The 13,722-nt window shown below is 53.1% G+C and carries 16 protein-coding genes; 9 read left to right on the plus strand and 7 right to left on the minus strand.

What is annotated here, in order from left to right:
* Positions 1 to 152: 152 nt before the first annotated feature.
* The gene (locus ACS0RQ_RS15510) at positions 153 to 1,169 is read right to left on the minus strand and encodes an NADP-dependent oxidoreductase (RefSeq protein ID WP_271849550.1); all 1,017 of its coding nucleotides are present in this window, start codon (positions 1,167 to 1,169) and stop codon (positions 153 to 155) included.
* Between the two features lie 90 nt (positions 1,170 to 1,259).
* On the opposite strand from ACS0RQ_RS15510, the gene ACS0RQ_RS15515 reads away from it, so the two are divergent.
* The 6 genes from ACS0RQ_RS15515 to ACS0RQ_RS15540 all read left to right on the plus strand — a co-directional run bounded on the left by ACS0RQ_RS15515 (position 1,260) and on the right by ACS0RQ_RS15540 (position 5,468).
* Positions 1,260 to 2,162, plus strand: a complete 903-nt coding sequence (locus ACS0RQ_RS15515) for a LysR family transcriptional regulator (protein WP_271849549.1) — start codon at positions 1,260 to 1,262, stop codon at positions 2,160 to 2,162.
* Positions 2,163 to 2,402: 240 nt separating this feature from the next.
* Positions 2,403 to 3,209 (plus strand): MipA/OmpV family protein, encoded by an 807-nt coding sequence (locus ACS0RQ_RS15520; protein ID WP_271849466.1) that lies wholly within the window; start codon positions 2,403 to 2,405, stop codon positions 3,207 to 3,209.
* 11 nt (positions 3,210 to 3,220) lie between these two features.
* Positions 3,221 to 4,336: a serine hydrolase domain-containing protein gene (locus ACS0RQ_RS15525; protein WP_271849465.1), complete on the plus strand. Its 1,116-nt coding sequence runs from the start codon at positions 3,221 to 3,223 to the stop codon at positions 4,334 to 4,336.
* Entirely contained in the window at positions 4,323 to 4,670 is a 348-nt protein-coding gene (locus ACS0RQ_RS15530; protein ID WP_271849464.1) for a hypothetical protein, read from the plus strand. Before ACS0RQ_RS15525 ends, ACS0RQ_RS15530 begins: the two co-directional genes overlap by 14 nt.
* A 25-nt stretch (positions 4,671 to 4,695) precedes the next feature.
* Positions 4,696 to 5,229 carry a DUF2975 domain-containing protein gene (locus ACS0RQ_RS15535; protein ID WP_271849463.1) on the plus strand — a complete coding sequence of 178 codons (534 nt, stop codon included), beginning with the start codon at positions 4,696 to 4,698 and terminating at the stop codon, positions 5,227 to 5,229.
* A 2-nt stretch (positions 5,230 to 5,231) separates the two neighbouring features.
* A complete protein-coding gene (locus ACS0RQ_RS15540) occupies positions 5,232 to 5,468 on the plus strand; it encodes a helix-turn-helix domain-containing protein (protein ID WP_271849462.1) in 237 nt (78 codons plus the stop codon).
* Between the two features lie 108 nt (positions 5,469 to 5,576).
* On the opposite strand, the gene ACS0RQ_RS15545 is transcribed toward ACS0RQ_RS15540, so the two are convergent.
* A complete protein-coding gene (locus ACS0RQ_RS15545) occupies positions 5,577 to 6,359 on the minus strand; it encodes a helix-turn-helix transcriptional regulator (RefSeq protein WP_271849461.1) in 783 nt (260 codons plus the stop codon).
* 89 nt (positions 6,360 to 6,448) lie between these two features.
* Here ACS0RQ_RS15545 and ACS0RQ_RS15550 point away from each other — a divergent pair, with 89 nt between their 5' ends.
* Positions 6,449 to 7,165 carry a class I SAM-dependent methyltransferase gene (locus tag ACS0RQ_RS15550; RefSeq protein WP_271849460.1) on the plus strand — a complete coding sequence of 239 codons (717 nt, stop codon included), beginning with the start codon at positions 6,449 to 6,451 and terminating at the stop codon, positions 7,163 to 7,165.
* A gap of 202 nt (positions 7,166 to 7,367) precedes the next feature.
* Here the strand turns inward: ACS0RQ_RS15550 and ACS0RQ_RS15555 are convergent, their stop codons facing one another.
* The 3 genes from ACS0RQ_RS15555 to ACS0RQ_RS15565 are packed head-to-tail and all read right to left on the minus strand — an operon-like array spanning position 7,368 to position 9,917.
* Positions 7,368 to 7,805, minus strand: coding sequence for a hypothetical protein (locus ACS0RQ_RS15555; protein ID WP_271849459.1), 438 nt, complete (start codon positions 7,803 to 7,805; stop codon positions 7,368 to 7,370).
* A gap of 46 nt (positions 7,806 to 7,851) precedes the next feature.
* The gene (locus ACS0RQ_RS15560; RefSeq protein ID WP_271849458.1) at positions 7,852 to 9,240 is read right to left on the minus strand and encodes a sensor histidine kinase; all 1,389 of its coding nucleotides are present in this window, start codon (positions 9,238 to 9,240) and stop codon (positions 7,852 to 7,854) included.
* Positions 9,240 to 9,917 (minus strand): response regulator, encoded by a 678-nt coding sequence (locus ACS0RQ_RS15565; protein WP_271849457.1) that lies wholly within the window; start codon positions 9,915 to 9,917, stop codon positions 9,240 to 9,242. Before ACS0RQ_RS15565 ends, ACS0RQ_RS15560 begins: the two co-directional genes overlap by 1 nt.
* A 205-nt stretch (positions 9,918 to 10,122) precedes the next feature.
* Between ACS0RQ_RS15565 and ACS0RQ_RS15570 the strand changes: the two genes are divergently transcribed.
* Positions 10,123 to 10,959, plus strand: a complete 837-nt coding sequence (locus ACS0RQ_RS15570; protein ID WP_271849456.1) for a MipA/OmpV family protein — start codon at positions 10,123 to 10,125, stop codon at positions 10,957 to 10,959.
* Between the two features lie 167 nt (positions 10,960 to 11,126).
* Here ACS0RQ_RS15570 and ACS0RQ_RS15575 read toward each other — a convergent pair whose 3' ends face one another.
* The gene (locus ACS0RQ_RS15575; RefSeq protein WP_271849455.1) at positions 11,127 to 11,837 is read right to left on the minus strand and encodes an NmrA family NAD(P)-binding protein; all 711 of its coding nucleotides are present in this window, start codon (positions 11,835 to 11,837) and stop codon (positions 11,127 to 11,129) included.
* Between ACS0RQ_RS15575 and ACS0RQ_RS15580 the strand changes: the two genes are divergently transcribed.
* Entirely contained in the window at positions 11,827 to 12,159 is a 333-nt protein-coding gene (locus ACS0RQ_RS15580) for a winged helix-turn-helix transcriptional regulator (protein ID WP_271849548.1), read from the plus strand. The two genes, ACS0RQ_RS15575 and ACS0RQ_RS15580, sit on opposite strands and share 11 nt — an antisense overlap.
* 87 nt (positions 12,160 to 12,246) lie before the next feature.
* On the opposite strand, the gene ACS0RQ_RS15585 is transcribed toward ACS0RQ_RS15580, so the two are convergent.
* Positions 12,247 to 13,197 (minus strand): dienelactone hydrolase family protein, encoded by a 951-nt coding sequence (locus ACS0RQ_RS15585; RefSeq protein ID WP_499079331.1) that lies wholly within the window; start codon positions 13,195 to 13,197, stop codon positions 12,247 to 12,249.
* Between the last annotated feature and the right edge of the window lie 525 nt (positions 13,198 to 13,722).

A 13,722-nucleotide genomic window follows, 5' to 3' on the forward strand; every position in this document is an offset into this window, starting at 1 on the left:
ACTGTATGCTGGAAAAGCCATTTTTACCGCAAGGAGGCCAGGCGATACAGAGACCCGGTATAGCCTGACCTGAACCGTTGATAAGTATAGGGTCATGCCCCTGTGGCGCATAGCCCTGCGATGTATTCATTAACTCGCCAGGGGAGTCATTATCAGAGGTTTGTCAGCACAATTTTACCCTGAATCCCGCCCATCGCAGCACGCTGATGGGCAGCGCAGGCCTGGGCTAACGGATAGGTACTGTCTATAACCACCCGGACAAGGCCATTTTCCAGAAGACGGCCTGCTTCATTTAATTGCGCGCCGCTGGAGCGTACCTGGGTGGAAGAGACCGTAATCGCTTTTTGCGCGGCCTCATCCCTTGCGGAAAAACCCAAAGGGTTAACCAGAAAGAGTGCCCCGCCTGGCTTTATACAGCGCAGAAAGCGTTCCATATGCGCCCCGCCCACCGCATCGAGAACCAGATCCACATTACTGACCACCTCCTCGGCTGCCGTTGTGGTGTAGTCGATAAATTTGTCGACCCCCAGCTCACGCAACAGCGCCTCATGACGCGAAGAGGCCACAGCGATAACCTTCGCCCCTTTCCAGCGGGCGATTTGCACGGCAAGGTGCCCCACGCCGCCGCCAGCGCCATTGACCAGCACCGTCCGGCCATTTAATGGCACGGCTTTATGAGGAAAAGGCTGGAAGGGATTAACCGCGTCATGCCCCGTGTCGACAAGAAACTGCCAGGCGGTAAGCAGCGACATTGGCGCGGCGGCGGCCTCTACATGCCCAATCCTCTGGGGTTTGAGTGCCAGTTCGGATGCAGGCACACTGACATATTCTGCATAGGCGCCGCTGCCCGTCATCACCTTCTCAGGAAAACGCACCATCGAATAGACGTCATCTCCGGGGCGAAACGCCGTCACATTTTTACCGACGCCGGCAACGATGCCTGATACGTCAGTGCCCAAAATAAGGGGAAAAACGGGATCGGGGCGCCATTCCGGTGGCAGTGTGCGAAAGCCATCGCGCAGATACCAGTCCGGCGGGTTAAGGCTGGCCGCCTGCATATGCACCAGGACATCATCGTTACCCACATGTGGTCTGGGTGCATCTTCATAAAGCAGGTTTTCTGGCCCGCCAAACGCATGGAGTTGTACCGCTTTCATCATCTTAGTCATCATCATCTCGCTCTAAAAGACCTCAGGTGACAGAGCATAGGATCAATAACCCAGGTTGATAATATGGCTGAATTTCGCTTTACTTATGCCATGAAGGAACAAATCGGTTTTGAGAGACTCACGGGTCTTATTGCATTCGCTCGCGCAGGCGCTCTGGGTAGCTATAGTGCCGCTGCCCGTTCGCTTTCTGTTTCCCCCTCAGCCATCAGTAAAAGTATTCAGCGCCTTGAGAAGCAGCTCGGCATTACCTTATTCACCCGAACGACACGCTCACTGGTGTTAACTGCCGAAGGGCGCGAACTGCATGAGCGGGCTTTGCGGTTGCTACGGGATGCGGAGGAGATTGAACAGATAGCGAAACACGCTCGCGCGGAGCCCGCTGGGATATTACGCATTGCGGCGTCACTACCGGTGGGTATCCATATAATTGCCCCTCTCCTTCCCGCCTTTTGCGCACTTCATCCAAAAGTGACCATTGATCTACGCCTGAGCGACCAGCGAGTAAGCCTCGTTGACGAGAATATTGATATTGCCATTCGACTTGGCGAGCTCGCGGATTCCAACCTCCTGTTGCGTCGCCTTCCGCCCTATCAGATAGGTTGTTATGCCTCGCCTGATTATTTAGCCCGCTGCGTCCCTCCGCTGCATCCCAATGATTTATCCGGGCATACCACGATTAATTTGCGTTATCAAAATACAGGGCAGCTTTTTCGCTGGCCGTTTCGCGTCGGGGAGCGCGAGATAGACATTGTGCCGTCGTCAACGATCATTGCGGATACCAGCGAAGCCGTCATTGCCGCCATTGTTGCCGGTGCCGGAATCGGTATGGCCGCGAATTTTATGGCGGCGTCCCGGGTAAGCGACAAAAAGCTTGTTCCGCTGCTCTGTGATTTCGCGGTGGAGCGGCATGATATGTCGGCTGTGTGGCATGAAAGTCGACGTTCCAATCCTGCGGTACGCGCTTTTCTGGATCATATAGTTAGCCATTTTTAAGCTACCGGTTTTCAGCGATAACACTCACTGCACCGTCAAATGGGCCTCGCCAGGCGCAATGCTGAGCGTCGCGCCTGTCACAACACATTTCTTACCTGTGCACCCTGCCATCGCCATTTCCTGAAATCATCTTTCCGCTCAGTTGACTTAATATAAAACAATAAAAATTTATTGTAAAACGATAAACACCAGGCTAGCCTGCACACACTTCAACCTACCCTTTGCCAGGAGAGGCATCGAATGAAAAGAAGTCTGCAATATGGCGTTTCGCTTGCGGGAATCGTGCTTTGCGTTCCTTTACACAGTGCGGATCTGTCCGGGTACGCGGGTCTCGGCGTTGCAGTCAGCCCCGTCTATCCGGGGTCACAGCACGCTGCGCCAGGTCCGTTACTCAAAGGTGGCGTAAGCCTCAAGAGTGATGGCTGGGGATATTGGGATCTGTCTACAGACGGTCTGACATGGACGCTGCCAGCGGATTCCCCGTTTGCCGTGAGCCTGCTGTTAACACCGGATGAGGGGCGAAAAGAGGTGTTCAACTACCCATTTTCCGGCAGAACAAACCGTGACTTGCAAGGGATGGGAGACCTTTCCGACATCATCATGGCGGGTGCGGAATTGCGGTATCAACGTGAGGGCTGGATGGTATGGTTGCGCGCATTAAGTGCAACACAAAAGCACCGATACGGGGGCGAAACGCAAGATCCGGGCATGACGTTAAACAGTGGCGTGAAGGCAACGCTATGGCACTGGCGGGATGTCGATTTTTCAGTCGCTGGCGATATCACCTGGGCGAACGGCGGTTATCAGCAGCGCCATTACGGTGTCACCACAAGCCAGGCGCAACGCACTGATTTTTCTGTCTATCGCCCGTCATCGGGTTTCCAGCTTGGTGGCGTGTCTACCGGGCTGGTCTGGCACATTAGCGAAAACGTAGCCGCAGGGGTGAGCGGTCGCGCGGCATACCTGTTTGATGAGGCGGGTAAAAGTCCGTTAGTGAAAAGCCGAATGCAGTACACCCTGTCATCACTGATTCAGTATGAATTCTGAGGCGAACAACAATGAAGAAGCACTCTGTGCGCAGTCGTACGCGGTTGTTAGCCGCCGGTACAGCTTTTGTGTCGCTGATAGCGGCGGGGATCTACCTGCAACCCGGATTTAGCTCACCGTCTTTGCATCAGACGGGAGATGCAACGGTAGCCTCGTTTTTAACCCCTTTGCTGAAAGGATCAAGAGGCAGCGTTGCCGCCGCCTTCATCACCCCGCGAGGCGTACAATATGCGCTGTGGAACAGTGATTATGCAAAACAGTATGAAATTGCCAGCCTGACCAAAACCATGACCAGCAGCCTGCTGATTGAAGCGCAGCGACGCGGCGAAGCAACGGCACAAACCCGCGTAGGAGAACTCGTCCCGGAAATCACTGGCCCGGCGAGCGAGATAACACTTGAGCAACTGGCATCACATCGCTCTGGCCTGCCGCCGCTGGCGACATCATTACGACAGAAAATTCAGGTGATTAAGGCCATCATCCTGCGTGACAATTTCTGGGATTACGATGACGAGACATTAATAGAGATGGTGAACACCACCCGCGTTGAAAAATCCGCCGTATTTGATTACTCCAATACCGGTTATGCCCTGCTGGGATTGGCGCTGGCGCGCGCATCACATCAATCTTTTGCCACGTTGTTGCACACACGGGTTTTTGCGCAAGCGCAAATGGAAAGCTCCGTCATCGCAGATGATTCGACACCCGTCACCTCCACATTCAGCCACGGCTGGTCAGTTTCCGGATTCAGCGAAGCGCCGTGGGTATTGCACGCATTTACCCCCGCCGCGGGGGTACGATCGACCATTGTCGATATGGCAAATTATGCGCAGGCATTACTGGCAGGAAAACTCGCAGGAAGCGAAGCGATGCCGCCACGATTTGCCACCGACGATCCCGATTCACGGATTGGTTATGCCTGGTTTACAACCCGCATACATGGGCGCGATATCACCTGGCATGACGGCGAGTCCTCGGGGTTTGCCAGCGCTATCGCCCTGGATCCGCAGCGTAAAAGCGCCGTGGTTATCCTCTCCGACACCGGATGGCCGGTGATTGGTCCGGCTGTTCGGCTGTTACTCACCCAGCCATCGTCTGAAACAGAGGTACACCGTGAACTGGATTGATATTCTCTGGGCAATACTCGCCTTTGCTTCGACCATGTTGTTTGTGTGCGGAAACTGGGCTTCGCATTACAAACTTCGCTTAGTCAATTATATCCTGACCGTTGGCATTATTATTTACTGCGTGGAGATGCTGCAGACAATAACGCATCTCAGTAAGCCAGGTTACTTATTCAGAATGCTGACCTGGGCGATTCAGGCATCATATATCGCTTTTGGTGTCTACCGCGTATGGCCAAATCCCTGGCTAAAACGCGGCGCTAAAGGTCTGAACGCCAGCAAGATTGCTATCGCGCTGATGCTTATGTCATGCTTTAGCATACTGGTCTTAAAATAGTGCGTATTATTCAGGAAGGTTCAATGTGAAAGGTGCGAGAAATAAAATCAGCCTGGCGCTCATCACCGGCGTGCTACCGCTATTTCTCATCCTGGAGGTAATTACACCGCTGTGGATGTACTTCACGGGTTCGTCGTTTTTTATTTCCAGTATGCTCAGGCTCGCCGAGATTCAGGGCGATAATTTGCCAACCACGACGGTATCGTCACTTAACCAGCTACTTTTGCTGGTGATTCTCTATTTCCCGACGGGGCTGTTTGCTTTTGCTATCTGGCAAGGTATGAAAGTCACGCAACTGGTACGCCAAAAACAGATCCTCACTCAGGCGCTGGCGCACAGTGTACGTAAAATTGCGATAGTGATGCTAAGTCTTGGGATCGTCCTGCCAGTGTGCCGCTTTTTGATCCCTCTGGTCGTCTGGTGGCCGGAACATTTCTACCAGGTCACTCTGCTGATTGGCGATATTGTTCTGTTATTAGCGGGCGGCTTGCTGCTTGTGACGTTTCACTCCCTGGTTGAGGGGATCAGAGCGGAAGAAGAAAATAAGGAGTTTATCTGATTATGGCTGTCGTGGTTCATCTGGACAAAGTGTTGGTAGAGAAGAAAATGACGTCCAGAGCGCTGGCAGCCTTTGTGGGCATCACCGAGCAGAATCTCTCGCTACTCAAGTCCGGGAAGGTTAAAGGTATTCGTTTTGATACGCTGGGAAAAATCTGTGAGGCGCTGCAGTGTCAGCCCGGCGATATTATTTCCTGGGAGCCGGATAGCCCACCAGCCGTACCGGATGACGCGGTCTGACTGGCTCACTGAAAGTGAAACGTCATTTGAGACATTACAGTCCCTCAAAGATGTGAATAAACCAGCCAGTAGCAGACCACAATAGCGGTTTGCAGCAGACCAGCCTGATTATGCCGCGTCGTTATGGTTTCCTTGCACTTTGCACTTCCCAGGCGAATAGCCGAATTTACGCATAAATGCGCGCGAGAATGCCTCAGCGCTGCCAAAGCCCACCATCGCGGCGACGGATTTAACGCTCCGTCCGGATCGTAATTTGGCCGCGCCCAGCGCTAACCGCCAGTTCGTCAAGTACGCCCCCGGCGAGGCGCCGACCGTTTTCCTGAACACCTCGATAAATTGCGCGCGGGACATTTCGGCAATCGCAGCCAGGTCGGGGATCTGCCATTTCCGCGCCGGATCATCGTGTATAGCGACAAGGCTCCTGTGCAGTTTAGGGTGGGCAAGTCCCGCTAACAGCCCTGCATCCACGGTTCCCTGCGCGATGGCCCGACGAATGGCTAATACCACCACGACTTCGCACAACCGGGTCTGGACGGCACCGCCACCGCAACGATTCACATCGTACTCCGCCACGATCAGTTCAGCCAGGCCAAGTAATTGCGGCATCTCCGCCATGGAAAAGCACAGCTCGTCCGGTAATGCGCTAACCAGTGGGTTCGCACTGCCGCCAAAATCAACCCTTGCGGCGGCACACAGCGTCGCCCCGGCAGGCAGGCCACCCGATGTTCTGGCGCGGTAGAGCAAATGGGTCGGCCCGCCTGAGCAATTCACATTGATAATCAGCAGGTTTGCCGACGTTGGCGAATCGCACTGTTCCACATGGAGCGGAAAAGCGTGCAGGAAGGCCGTCAACCGATCATATCTTCGTGGAAGATTCAGACTTTCAATCATGTCTTTCCCGAACTTTATTACCCAGAATCTTTTATTCTACGTCAACGAGAGAGAATGACCTATTACCTGGATGACTGCCTGGAGATGCCATGACACAAGATTCTGCTGCTAAATTCGACGCCACTCGCGCTGGGGAATACGCACAACAAAGCCGGATTGCGCTGGCCGGATATGATGCCTGCCACGAACTTTCTGCATGTATGCTCGCTGCCGCGCTGGGTGAAGCGAAGCCTGCGCGTGTGCTGGTGGTGGGGGCCGGAGGAACAGCCGGAGAGATCATCGCCACTGCCACACTGGAGCCACACTGGTCTTTTGTCGCCGTCGATCCCTCTCAACCAATGCTGGATCTTGCCCGTACCAATATCGCCAGTGCCGGAATAGCCGACCGGGTTGAAGCTGTTCCCGGTGCGGTTTCTGATTTGGATACTTCCCCCTCCTTCGATGCCGCCATCATGACTGGCGTGTTGCACCATCTACCAGGCGATGAGGCAAAGCACGATATTCTGACCCAAATTGCGATGCGCCTGAAACCGAATGCCCCGCTGGTCGTTGCTGGAAACTATCGCGCTTACGCATCACAACCCGTGCTGATGGCCGCATGGGCAAATCGCTGGCGAATGAATGGCGCTGAACCCGAAGAGGTCCGGTCTAAAATGAACAAAATTCTGCAGGGCGCAGAGCCACCCCGATCAGAAGATGATGTCTTTGCCTTACTCTTTGGCGCCGGATTTGAGGCCCCGATTCGCTTCTTTTCCAGTTTGTTCTGGGGTGCCTGGCTGGCCCGGCGTATGTCAGCGGAGAAATGAGCGAGAAGCGGATATTCTGCGGGTATTTTTCTTCTTCCTGAAATACCAGCACAGGCAAAATCTGTTTTCATTAACCGGACACATCTTGCGATCCTGATATAGCTGGCGGGGTTAATCCGTTGAGTTTAATTAAGTCAACACAGCATGACGACCCGCCACGCCATCTGAGAGTACGAACCTGAATCTCTACAAACGTGTTGAGCTAACACGTTTTATCCCCGCCGGTCCAGCGCTTGATATCACCTATTTTTGGCGACCGGATCCCCACACTCAGGATGTTCTTGGTGGTATATAAGCTGACCTTCGCGTTGTCGCTATCCTGACTTTCCACCTGAATAAGCGTGTTGTTAATCAACAGTCCATCCGCAAGGAACTTTTGGTTGATCTCACCTTCTTTGTTCTCCGCGTCAAACTCACTTAATACGATAACCGGATTTCCTGAATAGGCCTCATATTCCAGGCACTGCCTTGCCATGAGCCGTAAGGTTCGATAGGTATCGGAGGGCCCCGTCTGGCTGGTAAAACTGCCATCAAAAGATGACTGGCTGCTTTTTAAATCACTGACAGTGATGGCGCACCCGCTCATTAAGATTGAAAAGAACAGTGTTGTCACAGACAGGTATTTCACTTTCAACTCCATTGTTCTGGTAGAGGCCCTCCGCCAGGCAGGGAGCAGATGTTGTGTTTCAGGCGTCCCTGGGGGTTGGGAAGTCAATCGTCACCATCAGTCCACCTTCTGCAGATGTACTGAGGCTTACGCTGCTGTTGTGTTGCTGCGCAACCGCGTTGACGATGGCCAGGCCCAGGCCGCTTCCACTTTGCATCTGCCTGGGATCGCGAAAAAATCGATCAAATACGCGCTCCCTCAATTCAACAGGAATGCCGGGGCCGGCGTCTGAGACACGTAGCTGCGTGGATTCATCGCGTGTTCGGACTTCTACCTCAACCCGTCCGCCCTGCGGGCTGTACTTCACGGCATTTTCAATGACGTTGTCGATAAGCGACATCAGGCGTTCCCTGACGCCGGTCACCCAGGTTTCGTCATGGGAATAAAACTCAAGCTCAATCCGGCGTTCAGCAGCCAGCGGTGACAACGCCGCCATACGCTCTTGTATGAGCGTCGTCAGCGGCACAGGCGCCATTACCGTGTCAATGCGCGCTTCACTGTGCATCAGCAATAGCAATTGATTAACGAGACGCGCCGCACGGCTATTGCTGCGAATAATCCCTGCCAGCAACTCCTGTTGCCTGCCGCTGCTGACATAGGACTGTAACGCTTCAACATTGATACGCATCGCCGCGAGCGGTGTACGTAACTCGTGAGCGGCATCGGCAATAAATACCCGTTCCCGTTCCGTGCTTTCCCGCACCCTGGCAAGAAAGACATTGATCGCATCAACCATCCGGCGAAGCTCCTTGTGCTTTGGCACTTCTTTTAAGGGCGAGAGATCGTCTGATGGTCGTAAGGAAACTTCATTAACCACTTTGTTCCACGGGCGCATTGCAATACGGATGGATAACCACGCTGGAAACAAAAGAAAAGGAATGCACACCAGCAGCGGCAATATGTAGTAGCCACGCGAGTTCAGATAAAAAAAGAAATTCCAGCCTGCGGCAGGGGTAACAAGCGTTACCTCCACGTCAGCGTTGTCTGACCTGAGCGTATGGCCACTCCAGGCGCGCCCTTCGCTCTGGATACGCTGAATCTCCCCAAACCGGGTATTTATCACCCCGGTCGGCGCGCCAGCCGATGAATAAATGAGTGCTTTATTCTTGCGAACAATCAGGCTGATTGAGAGCTCAGGATCTTCACCGCCGCCATAACCTTCCCGCAACGCCTTGCTGAACGCGTCAAGCACGACGGTTCGCTCCTGTGGCCGCTCGTCCATACTCTGAACCAGGGTAAAAACGGCGTCGTAGGTCTTACTGCCCGTGAGTATTGAGGGGCTGCGCAAGTCCTCCCACAAGACGAAGGTCAGAAATAGAGACCAAAGCAGTGTAAGCAGGAGCATCTGTGCGACCATAATTCGCCGCACGAGCGTTGGGGTTCTCAGTTGTCGCCAGAAATTTCGCATCAACCTTCCCCTTTCTGGATCGACACGGTATCAATGACATACCCTACGCCCCTCACCGTTCGCACATAGCCTTCGCCAATTTTGCGACGCAAATTGCCCATATGCACATCAAGCGCGTTGCTCATATTTTCTTTTGAGCCGAATACCCTCTCTTCCAGAAACCTGCGTGTCAGCACGCGATCGGTGCGCAACATTAAAATTTCAAGCAGCGCGTATTCACTGGCCGTCAATTCAATATGACGTTCGCTCACTGTCACGCGTCGGGTCGGCACATGAAGCGTTAACCCCCGAATCTCTATCACCTCATTTTTAAAACCGTAACTGCGGCGCGCAAGCGCCCTCACCCTGGCCAACAATTCGGCCAGAACAAAAGGTTTGACGAGATAGTCGTCTGCACCGGCATCCAGTCCACTGAGGCGATCCTGCAGCGTACCTCGCGCAGTGAGGATGATGACGGGGATCCCTTTGAGCTGCTGACGCATGTACGTCATCAGGCTCATGCCATCACCGTCGGGCAGCCCGAGATCAAGCAACACGAGTTCCGGCACGCAGGCATCGATCTGATGCAGCGCATCCTCTTTGCGGCGAACCCATATGACATCAAACCCTTGATCTGCAAGGGCGATACGCACGCCGTTGCCCAGATCCAGGTCGTCTTCGATTAGGAGAATTTTCACAATGGTTACTGTATCAACAGTGAATGAAGATCGTCTGAAGAACAGACGGTAGCAGGAAATCCATCAGGTTTGCAGCACTGGCACTTGCTTCAGCATTTCTTCATTTTTGGCTCATGAGAACTTTAGGGTAAGCATTCACACTGAGCATTCTGGCGATTAACAACCTTTTGTCTTGTAATCAGTTGAATCCACAAGGACTTCTTTAATGAAAAACAGAAACCTGCATCCTGAGCCCCCCTGTTCATTTTCGTGCCGCAGCCTGAAAAAAATGGTGCCGGGCGTTGTCCTGGCATTACTGACCACCCCGGTACTGGCGGCGGAACAGAAACAGAGCAACGAATTGACCCTGGGTGGAGGTGTGGATGTTGCGCCCTACTATTCGGGTTCGGATAAAAGTCGTGTCACCACTGCCCTGGTAGTTGATTACGCTATGGCAAATGGCTTCTTCGTCAGCACCACGCGCGGTCTCGGTTACGGCAACAACATCGGCAAATTTAATTACAGCGCAGCGGTGAGCTACCGTGCAGGCCGTAAAGATCGTGACGTGGACAGCGACTCGATAAACGGCGGCAGCGACTATTTGCGCGGTATGGGCAATATCAAAGGTTCAGCTATCGGTGTTCCGACCCTGGGGTATGAGGTGACCGACTGGCTTAATGTGCAATTGCAGGCTGAGGTGCCCCTTTCTGAGCGAGACAATGGTACGGCCTTGCATTTCGGCATTGTCAGCCCGCTCTATAAGTCATCGAGCAATGCCGTGACGCTGGCGCTAACCGGCAGTTGGGGGACGAGCAAGTATATGCAGACATACTACGGGGTAAGCGCATCGCAGTCGGCCGCATCGGGCTTTACACGATATGATGCCGGTTCCGGCATTTATGCCTGGTCTGCGAATATTGACTGGACGTACAAGATTAATCAGGACTGGAGCGTGATTACCGAAGCGGGCTTTATGCAGTTGACGGGGGATGCACGTAATAGCCCCATTGTTCAGCGAAAAACATCGCCCACCGGAAGCCTGAAGGTGACATACCGTTTCTGATCGCTGTTCGCGGTGCGTTTCCGGCAAACTTATGGCTATGCAATCTCAATGAATCCCTTTCGCGCCGTCCCGGCTCAGATGACGGGGGGCGCGACTTCGGATGTGCCGTTAGCAAAGGCCACGCTGGAATAACGTGGCCGGTGAGCCAGAGCGTTGCCGATAAAGGTTTATCGTAGCGCGATTTCAGCCTGTGGAGCGTTAAGTGCAGCCTGAAAGTGTTGTTTTCCTGGTCCCGCAAGCCATTGATCCAATTTCATCATGTCACCAAATACCTTTTCCAGTGCCGGAATATCGGCAACGCCCGCGACAATGCCATTATCTACCAGTTCGGTAAGCCGACGAAGGAAGCTGTTTTGTGTTAATAGTGCGTCGGGAAAGCGCTGATAGTGGATGGGGAAACCTGCGGCGTTTGAGAAAGCACGCTCCAGATCCTCCCCTGTCAGCGTCTGGCTGGAGATTTCCAGCACTTTTCCGGCGAACGGTTGCGGGTTACACAGAATACGGGCATTGATACGCCCGAGATCGTCCAGCGTAATCATTTGCATCGGCTGGTTACGCTGCATGAAGAAGGAAAAATTCCCGGTGTTCAGCCCCATACCGGGCAGCATCAGCATTTCAATAAAGCTGGCCGGACGCGTGATCGTCCAGCCAAGTGGCAAAGAGCGGACATAATTTTCTATTTCCGTCTTGCTGTCGAAATGCCCCATACCTGTAGGGCCTTTCCCCGCCGCGCCGGACGAAGAATAAACAAGATGGCTGACACCAGCCTCCAGAGCGCTGTCTGCAATGGCTTTTCCCTGAATGATCTCCTGCTCATCACTTATCTCTCCCTGCGGAGAGCTGGTCTGAACACTGAAAACCCCCGTGATGCCTACCATTGCCCGTTCAATGGAAGCCCTGTCAAAAAGATTACCGACGGCAAGCGTGATGCCTGCCGCCATCCGACGCGGCATCCCCGATATTTCACAGCGTATGCTGACGTTGACGCTACGCAACCTGGAACGAGATGGCCTCGTTAACCGTTATTATTACCCGGAGCTTCCACCCAGGGTGGAATATCAGCTCACTGATCGTGGTCATTCGATGCTAAAACCCTTCGCCGGATTCACCGACTGGATCAGGGATACATGGCAGGATATTGAGGCGTCCCGAAAAGCCTTCGATGAGGCAGCCGGGAAAAAAACGACACCATCGCGTTAATTCAGAGTGAAACCTGATTTTTATGCATAACGCAAACAGACTGGTGTCAGCCACGCTGGTCCAGGACCGCGGTTCTATCCGCTTAATTCAGTGTCTTTTCTCTGCGGCGTAATTATTGTTGATAGCGTACAGAGTGCATTGAGGTGCCCCTTTGCGTTGTTCCTTTGTACAGATATTAAGTGCCGTTGCGGCCGCTTCCTGACTGTTTCTGGCCCAGTATGCAGCCCCCCAGTCTCCGTCCGGATCGGTGGCAAAGGCTTTTTCATATCGCTGCGTTGTTTCATACTCGGAAAAGGCTTTTTTTCCGGCAGCATTGAGGGCTGGCGGTTCAATGAGCTTTACGACGGGAAGCCTGATTATCTCCTGAAACGGCTGATGGTACTGCTCAAGAAAAGTGGCAACGGTATTCCACCAGAAACTCTCCGGCGCAGAATCCATAAAGACATGACCATCCTTCCCATAAGGAGGCATGACGGCGAACCGGGCCGGGCTTTTACCCTGCTGATAGGCATTAAACATCTCTCTGCCTGTATCCGGGGGAAACGACTTGTCGTTTTCTGCGTAAAGCCACAGCGAAGGGATCTTCGCTGCTTTTCCGTATTGCGCATACGATTTCATCAGCCCCGTCTTATCGCAGAGAGATTTCCCGTCGATAGCCCCTCTGCCGCCATCAAAATTGATCACGGCCTTTACGCCTGGCGGATTTGTGGCGCCCGTTGCGATAACGGCAAATCCACCGGCGGACATACCAACCAGCATCGCATTATCAACGGATGCCCATGAATTCCGGCGCACAGCGTTAAGCGCCGCAACCATATTTTGGATGTCCTGTTCTCCGGCCTGCAGATGAAAGGGCTGAGTACACGAGTGTCCTGCATATTCCGCAGCGCCACTGGACTGGCCATATCCCTGCCGCAGAACGACCACTGCAGCATACCCATGGCGGGCAAACGCGATTGCCGTTGAGGAATACCGGTTTGGGTTAAGCGTCCAGCGGTCAAACTCAGCATTACCGGTAGTTCCGTTGGTGATTAACACAACCGGCAAAGGCTTCTTGCTAACCGGACGTGTGACAAAAGCATCAAGTATTGCGGGCTGGCCGTTATTTAACGTGACGGACAGCGTGAGGGGTTCCCTGATAAGCCCGCTTATCTGTTGGTATCCGGCCCTGTCCGTTAAAGATTCTGCGTGCCCCGGTAAACTTATGATGAAGCCTGTCAATGGCAAAAAGAAAGATACTGCGTGGGTTATAAAACGGCTGAGCATCAGAAGATATCCTTAATTGGCCTGGAGATATACCGCTTTGCAGTTGCGTACTGGCAGGTAAAAACGCTAACGCTGACAGTCCCTGTATTAATGACTTAAGATCCTTAATCCACCAAGTGAGATGAAGAACATTAACGTAAGTAAATATGTGTGGGATGGAGGTTTTCCTTAAAACAGCTATCAAGTTAGATGCTGACTTTAGAACCGCCAAATGGTTATAATAGCAGTGGTGCGCTTAAGGCTATTTATTTTAATAGCACGCGTTTTGGTTAAATTATCGTTAATGCGGAAAAACCA

Source organism: Phytobacter diazotrophicus (assembly GCF_052061655.1).
Taxonomy (GTDB): Bacteria; Pseudomonadota; Gammaproteobacteria; order Enterobacterales; family Enterobacteriaceae; genus Phytobacter; species Phytobacter diazotrophicus.